Origin of the sequence: Blautia sp. AM42-2 (assembly GCF_003480245.1) — a bacterium.
In the GTDB taxonomy this organism is placed as follows: Bacteria; Bacillota; Clostridia; order Lachnospirales; family Lachnospiraceae; genus Fusicatenibacter; species Fusicatenibacter saccharivorans.
This window is the reverse complement of sequence record NZ_QUIM01000007.1, coordinates 1-14,517: the sequence shown is the minus strand read 5'-3', so window position 1 is coordinate 14,517 and position 14,517 is coordinate 1. Positions and strand designations below refer to the sequence as shown.

At 48.4% G+C, this 14,517-nt stretch carries 16 protein-coding genes; 15 read left to right on the top strand and 1 reads right to left on the bottom strand.

Annotated features, from left to right (window positions below):
• Positions 1-57: 57 nt before the first annotated feature.
• The gene (gene proC, locus DW915_RS09315; protein WP_022461345.1) at positions 58-855 is read left to right on the top strand and encodes a pyrroline-5-carboxylate reductase; all 798 of its coding nucleotides are present in this window, start codon (positions 58-60) and stop codon (positions 853-855) included.
• Between the two features lie 38 nt (positions 856-893).
• A complete protein-coding gene (locus tag DW915_RS15760; RefSeq protein WP_158579586.1) occupies positions 894-1,043 on the top strand; it encodes a hypothetical protein in 150 nt (49 codons plus the stop codon).
• On the opposite strand, the gene DW915_RS09310 is transcribed toward DW915_RS15760, so the two are convergent.
• Positions 1,038-1,493 (bottom strand): CYTH domain-containing protein, encoded by a 456-nt coding sequence (locus tag DW915_RS09310; protein ID WP_022461346.1) that lies wholly within the window; start codon positions 1,491-1,493, stop codon positions 1,038-1,040. The genes DW915_RS15760 and DW915_RS09310 overlap by 6 nt on opposite strands.
• A gap of 235 nt (positions 1,494-1,728) precedes the next feature.
• On the opposite strand from DW915_RS09310, the gene DW915_RS09305 reads away from it, so the two are divergent.
• From DW915_RS09305 to DW915_RS09245, 13 genes are all read left to right on the top strand, one after another.
• Positions 1,729-2,280 (top strand): DJ-1 family glyoxalase III, encoded by a 552-nt coding sequence (locus DW915_RS09305; protein WP_055219893.1) that lies wholly within the window; start codon positions 1,729-1,731, stop codon positions 2,278-2,280.
• A gap of 144 nt (positions 2,281-2,424) precedes the next feature.
• A complete protein-coding gene (gene tig / locus DW915_RS09300) occupies positions 2,425-3,711 on the top strand; it encodes a trigger factor (RefSeq protein ID WP_022461348.1) in 1,287 nt (428 codons plus the stop codon).
• 24 nt (positions 3,712-3,735) lie between these two features.
• On the top strand, positions 3,736-4,317 hold the full coding sequence (clpP, locus tag DW915_RS09295; RefSeq protein ID WP_022461349.1) for an ATP-dependent Clp endopeptidase proteolytic subunit ClpP: 582 nt from the start codon (positions 3,736-3,738) through the stop codon (positions 4,315-4,317).
• A gap of 108 nt (positions 4,318-4,425) precedes the next feature.
• Entirely contained in the window at positions 4,426-5,721 is a 1,296-nt protein-coding gene (gene clpX / locus DW915_RS09290; protein WP_117509624.1) for an ATP-dependent Clp protease ATP-binding subunit ClpX, read from the top strand.
• Positions 5,722-5,742: 21 nt separating this feature from the next.
• Positions 5,743-8,070: an endopeptidase La gene (gene lon / locus DW915_RS09285; protein WP_118742020.1), complete on the top strand. Its 2,328-nt coding sequence runs from the start codon at positions 5,743-5,745 to the stop codon at positions 8,068-8,070.
• Between the two features lie 34 nt (positions 8,071-8,104).
• The gene (gene yihA, locus DW915_RS09280) at positions 8,105-8,710 is read left to right on the top strand and encodes a ribosome biogenesis GTP-binding protein YihA/YsxC (RefSeq protein ID WP_055226925.1); all 606 of its coding nucleotides are present in this window, start codon (positions 8,105-8,107) and stop codon (positions 8,708-8,710) included.
• A gap of 4 nt (positions 8,711-8,714) precedes the next feature.
• Entirely contained in the window at positions 8,715-9,560 is an 846-nt protein-coding gene (locus DW915_RS09275; RefSeq protein WP_055219895.1) for an energy-coupling factor transporter ATPase, read from the top strand.
• Positions 9,551-10,435, top strand: a complete 885-nt coding sequence (locus DW915_RS09270; protein ID WP_118742019.1) for an energy-coupling factor transporter ATPase — start codon at positions 9,551-9,553, stop codon at positions 10,433-10,435. Before DW915_RS09275 ends, DW915_RS09270 begins: the two co-directional genes overlap by 10 nt.
• Entirely contained in the window at positions 10,429-11,229 is an 801-nt protein-coding gene (locus DW915_RS09265) for an energy-coupling factor transporter transmembrane component T family protein (RefSeq protein WP_118742018.1), read from the top strand. Before DW915_RS09270 ends, DW915_RS09265 begins: the two co-directional genes overlap by 7 nt.
• Positions 11,230-11,253: 24 nt before the next feature.
• Positions 11,254-12,006: a tRNA pseudouridine(38-40) synthase TruA gene (gene truA, locus DW915_RS09260; protein WP_022461356.1), complete on the top strand. Its 753-nt coding sequence runs from the start codon at positions 11,254-11,256 to the stop codon at positions 12,004-12,006.
• 213 nt (positions 12,007-12,219) lie between these two features.
• Positions 12,220-12,648: a 50S ribosomal protein L13 gene (gene rplM / locus DW915_RS09255; protein WP_055219851.1), complete on the top strand. Its 429-nt coding sequence runs from the start codon at positions 12,220-12,222 to the stop codon at positions 12,646-12,648.
• A gap of 17 nt (positions 12,649-12,665) precedes the next feature.
• Positions 12,666-13,058 (top strand): 30S ribosomal protein S9, encoded by a 393-nt coding sequence (rpsI, locus tag DW915_RS09250; RefSeq protein WP_055219853.1) that lies wholly within the window; start codon positions 12,666-12,668, stop codon positions 13,056-13,058.
• A gap of 348 nt (positions 13,059-13,406) precedes the next feature.
• Complete coding sequence (locus tag DW915_RS09245; protein ID WP_243033813.1) at positions 13,407-14,150, top strand: BRO family protein; 744 nt, start codon at positions 13,407-13,409, stop codon at positions 14,148-14,150.
• Positions 14,151-14,517: the final 367 nt, after the last annotated feature.

Here is a 14,517-nt window from a genome sequence, read left to right as displayed (position 1 = left end):
CATACTATGGGTGTCGCATATATTTTTTACAACACAGGCATACGGAGGCGAACAGACATGAAAGTAGGTTTTATCGGCGGCGGCAACATGGCGAGTGCCATGATTGGCGGAATGATCCAAAAAGGAGTTGTATCTGCAGATGACATTCTGGTATCGGTCCGCACGGAGAAAAGTGTGGAACGCTTGACCAACCAGTTTGGAGTCCAGGCGACTATGGAGAACGAAGCGGTCGTAGCCGGATCCGATCTTGTATTCCTGGCAGTAAAGCCAAACCAAATAAAAAATATAATAAACCTCGTCAAAAACTTCATCTCACCCGAGAAGATTATCGTATCGATTCTTCCCGGTAAGTCTTTACAATGGCTGGGTACAGAAATCGGAAAACCAACAAAGTTAATTCGCACCATGCCAAACACACCAGCACTCGTCGGAGAAGGAATGACCGGCGTCTGTGCCAATGATCTCGTGACGGAGGAAGAGCTGCAGCTCGTTTTAACCCTCCTGAAAAGCTTTGGCCGCGCAGAAGTTGTTCCGGAGTATCTGATGGATACCGTCACAGGTGTCAGCGGAAGCTCGCCGGCGTACGTATTTCTTTTCCTGGAGGCTCTTGCAGATGCGGCCGTAGCCGAAGGAATGCCGAGAAAACAGGCATATGAATTTGCTGCACAGTCTGTCCTTGGAAGCGCCAAAATGCTTCTCGAGACAGGAATGCACCCGGGAGAATTAAAAGACATGGTCTGCTCGCCAGGCGGAACCACCATCGAAGCGGTTGCCGTACTGGAGCGGGAGAACCTGAGAAGTGCTGTTATTGATGCAACACGAGCCTGCATCCGGAAATCAAAGGGAGTGGATTAGAAGGAGCAGCACCGCCGCTTTGACAGAATGACGCTAATGTGAAAGCAGCAAAAATAAAGAATGTATGCACAAAAAAACAAACCAAAACAAGCAAAAAGCAAGCACAAAAAAGAGTAAAAAAACAAACGAGCGGAAAAATCCCGGCAGCCGTGGAAAAGGCACCGGGATTTTTTTCTGGTAATTTATAGTTTTTTTCCTTTACTGAGCGTACTGTTGTGATAATCGGAAGAATAGGTTACATCCTTTCCAAACCATACCGGAGGAACAAAGGCGTTTGCGGATGCTTCGTCAGGAAACTCCACCTCTGCGAGGTAAAGGCCTTCATACGGCGCATCAAAGACATCGAGCTCGATCGTCAGATCCGTTCCGGTAAGCGGCAGCAGATAGCGTGTTTTTGAGATGAGAACGCCGTCTGCCTTTTCCCGCAGATGCAGGTAGGATTCCTTTGTGAGCGGAAGATTATACTCTTCACGCACCATCAGCCCTTTTGACTTGTAGGTCAGATAATATTCGTCGTCAGAGCGGCGGATGCGGACAACCGGTTCGGTGGAAAGATAGCCCTGCTCGATTTTTTTACATGGATAGCTTGTAAGATTTTCCGGAAGCTGATCCAGAAGGTATTTGCGTTCGATTTCCATAAAAGAGACTCCTTCTCGTGATTGCATCACTGCTTTTTTCAAGAGTTTACCATGCTTTTCCCGTGATGTTAAGCGAAATCCGGCTTTTTGCGAAAAAAGTCCTGAAATTTTTATGAAATGCAAGCATTCTGCGGAAAAATGTGGTATAATAGCGGCGGTTTGTTACAAAGAAAAGCAGAGAATATCACGTGACAAAACACACGAGACTGATCATACAACACAGGAGGACAAAACCATGGCAAAGATTTATGTATTTCTGGCAGACGGATGTGAAGAGATTGAGGCACTGACCCCGGTGGATCTGCTGCGCAGAGCCGGAGAAGACGTATGCACCGTTTCTATTATGGGAAGAAAAGAAGTAACAGGATCCCACAAAATCACCATTCTTGCAGATGAAACCATCGAAGAGGGAGAGTTTGATGACGGAGACATGCTGGTACTTCCGGGCGGAATGCCGGGTACATTAAATCTGGCCGGAAACGAGACGCTCGCAGCGCTGATCCGTTCCTATGACGATCAGGGAAAGAAACTGGCAGCCATCTGCGCAGCGCCGAGCATCCTTGGTGTGATGGGCATCTTAAAAGATAAAAACGCCGTCTGCTTCCCGGGATTTGAAGAAAAGCTGGCAGGCGCAAACGTACTCGATGTACCGGCAGTCACCGACAAAAATGTGACCACCGGCCGCGGCATGGGAGCAGCCACTGACTTCGCACTGGAGCTGATCCGTGTTCTGCAGGGAGAGGACAAAGCAAAAGAAATGGCGGAAAAAATCGTATTTCATTGCTAAAAAAAAGCCTAAAAACCACAGAAATATAAAAAAATCACTGGCGTTTTTGAAAAGAGTATGCTATACTCGATAAATGACTGTAGAATGGAGAGGTGTGCAGGTTTTCTGCCGCTTTTCAGATAAATCAAGGAGGAAATTGATAAAATGAGTGTACAGGTCGAAAATTTAGAAAAGAATATGGCCAAACTTACCATTGAGGTTCCGGCTGAAGAATTAGAGAAAGCACTGGAGAAAGCTTACCAGAAACAGAAAAAGAACATCAGCGTTCCGGGCTTCCGTAAAGGAAAAGTTCCGAGAGCTATGGTAGAAAAAATGTATGGCCCGGCAGTATTCTATGAGGATGCTGTAAACAGCCTTGTTCCGGAAGAGTATTCCAAAGCAGCAGAAGAGAGCAAACTGGACATCGTATCCCGTCCGGAGATCAACGTAGAGCAGATCGAAAAAGGCAAAGCTTTCATCTTTACCGCAACTGTAGCAGTAAAACCGGAAGTTACCCTTGGCGAGTACAAAGGTCTGGAAGTAGCAAAAGCTGACACAACCGTTACAGATGAAGAAGTAGAAGCTGAGCTGAAAAAAGAGCAGGAGAAAAATGCAAGAACCATCAATGTAGAGGATCGTCCGGCAGCAGACGGAGATACCGTTACACTTGACTTCGAAGGTTCTGTAGACGGCGTTCCGTTCGACGGCGGCGCTGGAAAAGATTATCCGCTGACCCTTGGCTCCCATTCCTTCATTCCGGGATTCGAAGAGCAGCTCGTTGGCGCAGCTCTGGAAGAGGAGAAGGAAGTAAACGTTACTTTCCCAGAGGATTATCAGGCAGAAGAGCTTGCTGGAAAAGCAGCAGTATTCAAATGCACCATCCACAAAATCGAAGCAAAAGAGCTTCCGGCACTTGATGACGACTTCGCAAAAGATGTTTCCGAGTTCGATACTCTGGATGAGTACAAAAAAGAAATCAAAGACAACCTGACCAAGAAAAAAGAAGAGCAGGCTAAGACAGAAAAAGAGAACGCTGTCGTAGATAAAGCAGTAGAGAACGCAACAATGGAGATTCCGGAAGCTATGATCGATACGCAGGTAGAGAACATGGTTGACGATTTCGCAAGAAGAATCCAGTCCCAGGGTCTGTCCATGGAGCAGTACATGCAGTTTACAGGCGCTACCGTTGATTCCTTAAAAGAGCAGATGAAACCGCAGGCTGTTAAGAGAATCGAGAGCAGACTGGTACTTGAGAAAGTTGCAGAAGCAGAGAACATCCAGATCAGCGATGAGAAGCTGGACGAAGAGCTGGCTAAAATGGCTGAAATGTACAAAATGGAGCTGGATAAATTCAAAGAGCTCGTTGGCGAATATGAGAAAGAGCAGATGAAGAAAGATCTCGCTGTTCAGGAAGCAGTAACTCTCATGGCCGACAGCGCAAAAGAGGCGTAAGACCTCGGAAAGAGAGGCAATTGAATGAGTTTTGTACCTTATGTCATCGAGCAGACAAGCAGGGGAGAGAGAAGTTACGATATTTATTCAAGACTGCTGAACGACCGTATTATTTTTCTGGGAGAGGAAGTCACTGACGTATCGGCAAACCTGATCGTTGCACAGCTTCTGTTCCTGGAGTCTGAAGATCCGGGAAAAGATATCCACATGTATATCAACAGCCCGGGAGGTTCTGTAAGCGCAGGACTTGCTATCTACGATACGATGCAGTACATCAAATGTGATGTATCTACGATCTGTATCGGTATGGCTGCCAGCATGGGAGCATTCCTTCTTGCCGGCGGTACCAAAGGAAAGAGAATGGCTCTGCCAAACTCTGAAATCATGATTCATCAGCCATCCGGCGGTGCACAGGGTCAGGCAACCGAGATCAAAATCGTTGCAGAACAGATTCTGAAAACCAAACGGAAATTAAATGAAATTCTGGCGGCAAATACAGGAAAACCGCTGGAACAGATTGAGATCGATACCGAGCGTGACAACTATATGTCCGCAGAGGAAGCAAAAGCATACGGTCTGATTGATAATGTAATTACGAACCGATAAGAGAGGAAAGGTGTCCAAAAGCGTAGTTCCGGCAATGAGGCTTTTGTGGCACCTTTTGCCTTATCCGGCGATAAGGTTTAGTTGTAATATGTTGAAAGGAAGAAAACGATGGCTATAAAAGGGAATGATACCAAGATCCGCTGCTCTTTCTGCGGAAAGACAGAAGACCAGGTACGCAAGCTGATCGCAGGCCCGGACGGGGCATACATCTGTGATGACTGCGTGGCAATCTGCTCGGAGATCATTCAGGAAGAATTTGAGGATCTGTACGGCGAGCAGGATACCGACGAGATCAACCTGATCAAACCAAAGGAAATCAAAGCATTTCTGGATGACTACGTAATCGGACAGGATGAGGCGAAAAAAGTGCTCTCCGTTGCTGTTTACAATCATTACAAACGAGTGCTTTCCGGTGCATCCTCCGACATCGAACTGCAGAAGAGCAACATTCTGATGCTCGGACCGACCGGTTCCGGAAAAACGTATCTGGCACAGACACTGGCCAAACTGATCAACGTTCCGTTTGCAATTGCAGACGCAACGGCGCTCACCGAGGCAGGTTATGTCGGCGAGGACGTAGAAAACATTCTGCTCCGCCTCATTCAGGCAGCAGACTATGATATCGAGCGCGCTGAGCACGGCATCATCTACATCGATGAGATCGATAAAATCACAAGAAAATCCGAAAACGCTTCGATCACACGAGATGTTTCCGGCGAGGGTGTACAGCAGGCACTGCTGAAAATCCTGGAGGGAACTGTAGCTTCCGTTCCGCCGCAGGGCGGAAGAAAGCATCCGCATCAGGAGTTTATTCAGATTGATACGACGAATATCCTCTTTATCTGCGGCGGTGCATTCGAAGGACTCGAGAAGATCATCGAGACGAGACAGGATACGAAATCCATCGGATTCAACAATCCGATCGGCCATGCAAAAGATGAGAATGTCGGAGATCTGCTCCGTCAGGTCATGCCGCAGGATCTGACCAAGTTCGGCCTGATTCCGGAGTTTGTCGGACGTGTGCCGATTGTCGTTACGTTAAATTCTCTGGATGAGACGGCCCTGATGAAGATTCTGGTTGAGCCGAAGAATTCTCTGGTCAAACAGTACAAGAAGCTGTTTGAGCTGGACGGCGTACAGCTTGACTTCAAAGAAGATGCACTCGAAGCGATTGCAAAGAAATCCCTGGAGCGGAAAACAGGCGCCAGAGGTCTCCGCGCAATCATGGAAGATACGATGATGGATCTGATGTATGAGATCCCGTCGGACAATACGACAAAAGAATGCGTCATCACCAAGGACGCTGTAGAAAAGAAGGCGGAGCCGGAGATTATTCACGGCGAACCGGCCCCTGTTCCACGGCGGAATATGGGAAGAAGATCCGGAAGACCGGAAACCGCCTGAAAAACGCAGGAGGAAACTTAAATGGAAGAAGTGACAAAAGTATTACCGGCGATTGCGCTGCGTGGAACAACGATTTTGCCGGATATGATTGTACATTTTGATATCAGCAGACCTAAATCGGTTCGTGCGGTCGAGGAGGCGATGCTGGGAGACCAGAAAATTTTCCTGATTACACAGAAAGACCCGGATACGGAAGTACCGGGTCTGCTTGATGTGTATAAAATTGGAACAATTGCGGTCATCAAACAGGTTGTGAGAATGCCAAAGGATGTTCTTCGGATTCTCGTAGAAGCAGAAAGACGCGCAGAACTGCTGAACTTCGAGGAAGAGGAGAGCGAGTATCTCCGCGCCGAGGTGGCGCTGTTTACCGGCTCGGACGAAATGCAGTTTTCCGATATCGAGCAGGAGGCAATGCTGCGCAACTTAAAAGAGCTGTTTGCCGTCTACTGCGAGCAGACGCAGAAAGTCAGCAAGGAACTGGCAGGCCAGATCCTCGGAACCGAAGAAGTTGGAAAGCTGGTGGACCAGATCTGCATGAATCTGCCCCTCGACTACGTAAACCGCCAGAAACTGCTGGAGGCTGTGGAGCTTTCCGAGCGGTATGATACGCTCTGCGTCATGATCGCCAACGAGATTCAGATTCAGGAGATCCGTTCGGAGATTCAGGGAAAAATCAAAGAGCGGATCGATAAGAACCAGCGTGATTATATTCTGCGCGAGCAGCTTAAAGTCATCCGCGAGGAACTCGGCGAGGACAATTCCCGGACCGAGATTGAAAATTATAAGAAGCAGCTTGAGAAGCTCAAAGCCTCCAAAGAGGTAAAAGAGCGGATTTCCGAGGAGATCCACCGTCTGGAAAATTCGGCCAACAATCCGTCCGAGGCAGGCGTGATCCGTGGCTATATCGAGACACTGCTGGGGCTTCCGTGGGATAAGGCATCCCGTGACAATCAAGATCTGGCAAGAGCACGCGAGATTCTGGAGGAAGATCACTACGGTCTTTCGAAAGTAAAAGAGAGAATCCTCGAATTCCTGGCCGTACGCACCCTGACGAAGAAAGGCGAGAGCCCGATTCTCTGCCTGGCAGGCCCTCCGGGAACCGGTAAGACCTCGATTGCGAGAAGCGTGGCGCGAGCCCTGAATAAAAAATACGTCCGCATCTGTCTCGGCGGTGTGCGGGATGAGGCGGAGATCCGCGGCCACAGAAGAACCTACATCGGTGCGATGCCGGGACGCATTGCGGCGGGACTCCATCAGGCGAAGGTGAAAAATCCGCTGATGCTGCTCGACGAGATCGACAAAGTAAGTGCAGATTACAAGGGAGATACCTCTTCCGCACTTCTTGAGGTCCTCGATTCCGAGCAGAATAATAAATTTGCCGATCATTACGTAGAGCTTCCGATCGACCTTTCGGAGGTGCTCTTTATTGCAACCGCAAATGATATTCAGAACATTCCGCGTCCGCTGCTGGACCGTATGGAAGTGATTGAAATTTCAAGCTATACGGAAAACGAGAAGTTCCATATCGCAAAAGAACATCTCGTTCCGAAGCAGAAGAAGGCGAACGGTCTGAAAGAAGCACAGCTTGTGATCGAGGATGAGGCGCTGATGGAAGTGATCAGCGGCTACACCAGAGAGGCCGGTGTCCGCTCCCTGGAGCGCCAGATCGGCAGAATCTGCAGAAAGAGCGCGAGAAAGATTCTCGAGGAACAGGTAAAAGAGGTTGTTGTGACGAAAGAAAACCTGGAAGAGTTCCTCGGAAAAGAAAGGTATGAGTTCCAGCCGGCCAACGAAAAACCGGAGATTGGTATTGTGCGCGGTCTTGCCTGGACGGCAGTCGGCGGCGATACGCTGCAGATCGAGGTCAATGTGATGCCGGGAAAAGGAGAGTTTCTGCTGACCGGCCAGCTCGGCGATGTGATGAAGGAGTCTGCGCAGGCGGGCATCAGCTTTATTCGTTCCGTGGCAGAGCAGTATGAGATTCCGAAAGAATTTTTCGAGAAACACGACATCCACATTCATATTCCGGAGGGAGCCGTTCCAAAAGATGGCCCGTCTGCCGGTATTACGATGGCGACGGCGATGGTTTCCGCGATCACAAAGGTTCCGGTAAAAGCAGACGTTGCGATGACCGGAGAGATTACGCTCCGCGGCCGTGTGCTTCCGATCGGCGGCTTAAAAGAGAAGCTGCTGGCGGCAAAGAAAGCCGGTATCCATATGGTTCTCGTTCCGGAGAAAAATGAGCCGGATGTCAGAGAACTGGATGCGGAGATCACAGACGGACTGCAGATCGAATTTGTCGGCAGCATGGAACAGGTATTAAAACTGGCACTTGTGAAAAAGAAGTAAGGCCAGAAGATGCAAAAAACAGGAGAAGAAAAGTATGGTAATTAAACAGGTAGAGCTGCAGCACGTCTGCGGAATCACCAGTAAACTGCCGGATACCGGTCAGGTGGAAGTGGCATTTGCGGGAAAATCCAATGTTGGAAAATCTTCTCTCATCAATGCCCTGATGAATCGGAAATCACTGGCGCGTACCAGTGCGCAGCCGGGAAAAACACAGACGATCAACTACTACCACATCAATGAGGAAATGTATCTGGTGGATTTGCCGGGATACGGTTTTGCGAGAGCCTCCGAGGAGGTTAAAGCAAAATGGGGCAAGCTGATCGAGGATTATCTGCATCAATCAAAAATGCTGCACGCAGTATTTCTTCTGATTGATATCCGTCATGCACCGTCCAACAACGATCGCATCATGTACGACTGGATTCTTCGAAACGGCTACCAGCCGATCATCATTGCGACGAAGCTGGACAAGATCAAGCGCAGCCAGCTTCAGAAGCAGATCAAGCTGATCCGCGAGACGCTGGAGGTTGAGAAAGATACGATTGTGATTCCGTTTTCAGCAGAGACAAAACAGGGACGCGAGGAGATCTGGAATCTGATTGATGAAATCCGCTCGGATGCAGAAGAAAGCGGGGAATAATGTCATGGGTATGATACGTGCCGCAGGCCTTGGGTATGAATACCTCCGTTACGAGGAGGAAGGACAGGAGCCGGAAGTAACAAAAGCGATCGAGGACGTCAGTCTGGAAATCCAGAAAGGTCAGTTTATCGCGGTGCTCGGGCATAACGGAAGCGGAAAATCAACGCTTGCGAAACATATCAACGCTCTGCTGGTGCCTACAGAAGGCACCATGTGGGTGGACGATATGAAGACGACAGATGAGGAGGATGTCTGGAAGATCCGCCAGAAAGCCGGTATGGTATTCCAGAACCCGGATAACCAGATCATCGGAAATGTGGTGGAAGAGGATGTCGGCTTTGGACCGGAAAATCTGGGTGTCCCGACCGATGAAATCTGGAAACGGGTGGAGGAGAGTCTTACGGCGACCGGGATGATTTCATACCGGGCCCACTCTCCGAATAAGCTTTCGGGTGGCCAGAAACAGAGGGTTGCAATTGCCGGAGTGATGGCTATGCAGCCGGAATGCATTGTTCTTGATGAACCAACCGCGATGCTGGATCCAAACGGACGAAAAGAGGTTCTTCGTGCTGTGCGCAAACTGAATGAAGAAAAGGGCGTTACGGTTATTCTGATTACGCATTACATGGAAGAGGTTGTTTTTGCGGACCGTGTGTTCGTTATGGACAACGGTAAGCTGGTAATGCAGGGGACACCAAGGGAGATTTTTTCCGAAGTTGAGAAATTAAAAGAACTCCGTCTTGATGTACCCCAAGTGACACTGTTGGCTTATGAATTGAGAAAAAATGGTGTAGATCTCCCAGAGGGAATTTTGACCATTGAAGAACTGGTGAATGCATTATGTCATTGAAACTTGAAGATGTAACGTACACATACAGCCCGGGAACGGCATATGAAATGCACGCCCTGGAGCATATCAATCTTGAAATTCCGAATGGCCAGTTTGTTGGGATTATCGGCCATACGGGAAGCGGAAAATCGACGCTTGTGCAGCATTTGAACGGTCTGATCCGCCCGACATTGGGACGGGTGCTGTATAACGGAGAGGATATCTGGAAAGAAGGATATCCGCTAAAAGAGCTCCGAAGCCATGTAGGACTGGTTTTTCAGTACCCGGAGCATCAGCTTTTTGAGACGGATGTGATCACAGATGTCTGCTTCGGACCGAAAAATCAGGGACTTTCACCGGAGGAATGCAGAAAACGGGCGGAAGAGGCGCTGGATCATGTCGGATTTCCAAAGGAAATGTATGAAAAATCGCCGTTTGAACTCTCCGGAGGTCAGAAACGTCGTGTTGCGATTGCCGGTGTGCTTGCAATGAACCCGGATTTTCTGGTGCTTGACGAGCCGACTGCAGGCCTTGATCCGAAGGGACGCGATGAAATCCTCGATCAGCTTGCATTGCTGCATAAGACGCGCGGCATTTCGGTCGTGCTCGTATCGCACAGCATGGAGGATATTGCAAAATATGTAGAGCGGATTATTGTCATGAACCACGGTCATGTGGCGTTTGACGATACTCCGAAGAAAGTCTTTGCCCACTATAAAGAACTCGAGAAAATCGGCCTTGCAGCGCCGCAGATGACGTATATTATGCATGCGCTAAAGGAACATGGCATGGACGTGGATGTAACGGCAACAACGGTTGAGGAGGCGCGCGATACGATTCTTGCGGCACTGGAAAGTCAGAAGAAAAACGGGAAAAAAGGAGCAGAAGTATGTTAAGAGATATTACTCTGGGACAGTATTACCCGGCAGATTCCATTCTGCACCGGCTTGACCCGCGTGTGAAATTTGTGGGAACGCTCGTTTATGTCATTTCCCTTTTTCTGTTCCACAATTGGGGCTACCTGCTTGGAACCGCATTCCTTGCGGTGATGATTAAACTGTCGAAGGTACCGTTCAAATTTATCACGAAGGGTCTGAAATCAATTTTTGTGCTGCTTGCGATTACGATGGTATTTAACATCTTATTTACGCCGGGAGAGGTGCTCGTCCGTATCTGGAAAATTACGATCACCCGTGAGGGTGTGGCTATGGCATGCCGTATGTCGGTGCGTCTGATTTTCCTGATGATCGGCTCTTCGCTGATGACGCTGACGACAACACCGAACCAGCTGACGGATGCACTCGAAAGCCTGCTCGGACCATTGAAAAAAATCCATGTGCCGGTGCATGAGATTTCCATGATGATGTCAATCGCGCTCCGTTTTATCCCGATTCTTCTGGAAGAGACAGACAAGATTATGAAAGCGCAGATGGCGCGCGGCGCGGATTTTGAGAGCGGAAATATTATCCAGAGAGTAAAGAACATGGTGCCGCTTCTGGTGCCGCTGTTTATTTCAGCATTCCGCCGTGCAAATGATCTGGCGCTGGCGATGGAAGCACGCTGCTACCATGGAGGAGAGGGAAGAACACAGATGAAACCGCTTCGGTATCAGACGCGCGATTATGCAGCGTATGGCGTTCTTGTGGCATACCTTGTTTGCAGTATCGGCCTTCGCGTGTGCGGACTCTGACTTTGACGAAAACGGAGGAGAAGAATGCGCAGAATTAAACTGATTGTAGCGTATGACGGCACAAATTACTGTGGATGGCAGGTGCAGCCAAACGGCATTACAGTACAGGAAGTATTAAATCAGGCTCTTTCCGATCTCTTTGCGAAAAAAATTGCCTGCATCGGCGCAAGCCGGACCGATGCCGGGGTACATGCTCTCGGCAATGTTGCGGTATTTGATACGGATGCGAGAATGCCGGCGGACCGTATCGCATTTGCACTCAACACACGGCTTCCGGCAGATATCCGTATTCAGGGATCATCCGAAGTGCCGCCGGACTTTCACCCGCGTTTTACCGCAACAGTTAAAACGTATGAATATCGGATTTTGAACCGCACTTTTGCAGATCCGACGCGGAGACTGAATTCCTATTTCTGGTACGGCCCGCTGGATGTGGATGCGATGCGGCAGGCAGCATCGTATCTGGTTGGCACGCATGATTTTAAAAGCTTTGCAACAGCAAAACCGGAGGTGACCGACACGGTCCGTACGATCTATGAAACGAGTTTGGAAAAAGAAGACGATCTGATCCGCTTCCGGATCACCGGAAACGGTTTTCTCTACAATATGGTGCGGATTATCACCGGAACACTGCTTGAGGTTGGAAAGGGTGATTATCCGCCAGAGAAAGTAAAAGAAATCCTTGCGGCGAAAGATCGAAAAACGGCGGGAGCAACGGCAAGGCCGGAGGGTCTGACCCTGGTGCAGATCCGGTATCCCGAATGGGATTTCGAGTAAAGACACAAGTGGTCTGTATTTCCCGAAAAACAGACTCGCAGTTTACGAAAAAATGCAAAATATGGGTAAAAAACAGTTGACATTCCAAAATCCGTATAATATAATTACTAAATGTGTGACGTAGTTTGAAAACGCCGATGCCATAAGCCCCGGTAAGGCGGTTTCCTATATACATGAAACAGTAAATTGAATTTTTCACAGGAGGTTATATCCATGAACACCTTTATGGCAAATCCAGATAAGATTGAAAGAAAATGGTATGTTGTTGATGCAGAAGGATGTACATTAGGACGTCTGGCATCTGAAGTAGCAAAAGTATTACGTGGAAAAAACAAACCGGAGTACACTCCACACGTAGATACTGGTGATTACGTAATCGTAATCAACGCTGATAAAGTAGCAGTAACCGGTAAAAAACTGGATCAGAAGATCTATTACAGCCACTCCGATTATGTTGGTGGAATGAAAGAAGCTACTCTTCGTGAGATGATGGCTAAGAAACCGGAGAAGGTTGTTGAACTTGCAGTGAAAGGCATGCTTCCAAAAGGACCTCTTGGAAGACAGATGTTCACAAAACTTCACGTATACGCTGGTGCAGAGCACGCTCATGCAGCTCAGAAACCAGAAGTATTAACATTTTAATAGGGAGGTAAAGAACATTGGCTAGCGCAAAATATTACGGAACCGGAAGAAGAAAAAAATCTATCGCAAGAGTATATCTTGTACCGGGAACTGGTAAAGTTACCATCAATAAAAGAGACATCGATGAGTATTTTGGTCTGGAGACCCTGAAAGTTATCGTTCGTCAGCCTCTGGCAGCTACAGAGACCGCTGATAAATTTGACGTGATCGTAAACGTTCACGGCGGCGGATACACAGGACAGGCAGGAGCAATCCGTCACGGTGTTGCACGTGCCCTTCTGACTGTAGATAACGACTACAGACCAGTTCTGAAAAAAGCAGGATTCCTGACTCGTGATCCTAGAATGAAAGAGCGTAAGAAATACGGCCTCAAAGCAGCTCGTCGCGCACCTCAGTTCAGCAAGCGATAATTTACAGCTTAATAATGCTAAAAAAGCCTGGAAATACGCCATTTTCCGGGCTTTTTCTATACCCAAAATTCTGTCTGGACTGTTTGGTTTTGATGGAATTTGAACGGAAATTTATGGGTTTATAGTGGTCAAATTACTGGTGGACAAGCCCATTTTGACCTCTTATGGGTTAAATTACTGGTGGACAATAGGAGCAAATGAAGTCCAATTTTGCCATCGACGGACGAACACATACTTGACTGATTTACATAGAGCCTTGGCTCATTCTTTGAAAACGAGAATGGGTCGAGGCTCTATTTTTTTTCGCCTGAAATCCGGCGAGACAAATTTGAGTAGGAGGTAACAGGTATGACGGATTTCAATCAGAAGACCCATGATACCGATGTGGGCAGTCATGGCGGACAGTCGAGGCAGATGATGGAGGTGTTTGAGAACCAGGAGTTTGGTTCGATCCGGTTGTTACAGGAGGCAGGCAAGACCTTCTTCTGTGCAAGCGACGTGGCGAAAGCGTTGGGGTATGTGAATCCCTACGCCGCAGTGAAACGCCATTGCAGAGGCCCCCTAACGAAACGCGAGGGGGTCGTTCAGAAGGTGAACCAGTATGGGGATGCTGGAGAGCAGGTCGTTGAAATCGCTTTTATCACAGAAGGCGATGTTTACCGACTGATTGTTCACAGCAAGCTGCCATCGGCAGAACGGTTTGAACACTGGGTGTTTGATGAAGTTCTCCCTTCTATCCGCAAGCATGGTGTGTATATGAGCGATTCCATTTTGGATCAGGTGATTCAGCATCCGGAGGTCATCTACACCCTGGCGCAGGAGCTTGTAGCCGAGAGGGAGCAGCTTGAGGGTATCCGCAAACAGCTGGATGCAGCACAGCCTAAAGCAGACTACTTCGATACCTTTGTGAATTCGGAGGATTGCACCTGCATCCGAAATTTCTGTAAGGAAATCGGAATCCCGGAGAAGACGGCAGTGGCTCTCTTACTGGATCATCGCTATCTGTACCGCAGTCCAAGCGGCTGGCTGATGCCTTTTGCAGACAAATCTGCAAGGGGCTATTTTAGTTTGCGCGCCATGGGCGCGCTCTAACGGGTGAAAGTCCCGAACACGCCTAGGCGACAAGGAAGTGTATAGCTGAACAGCAAGGGTGTCTATCGTAAGGTAGAATCTGAAGGAAGCTGTAAGCAAACTCTTGGTCTGACGGACAGAAATCACATATGAGGCTAGGTTCCGCTTGGTAAGTCTGCTAAATAAGACAAAGCCGTAAAGTTGCCGTTTGTAGGAACCGAGTAAATGTGGCGGATATATGAGAGGAAAGAGCGTGCACCTTAAGCGTGGAGGTCTCACAGAGGTTTCATTAGCCTAGTAACAACGAACTGTGAGAAGTCAGCCGAGCCCATAGTGTGCGACTTGCAAGTCGTCATTTAAATTGTGATAAATTCACTACTACATCCGT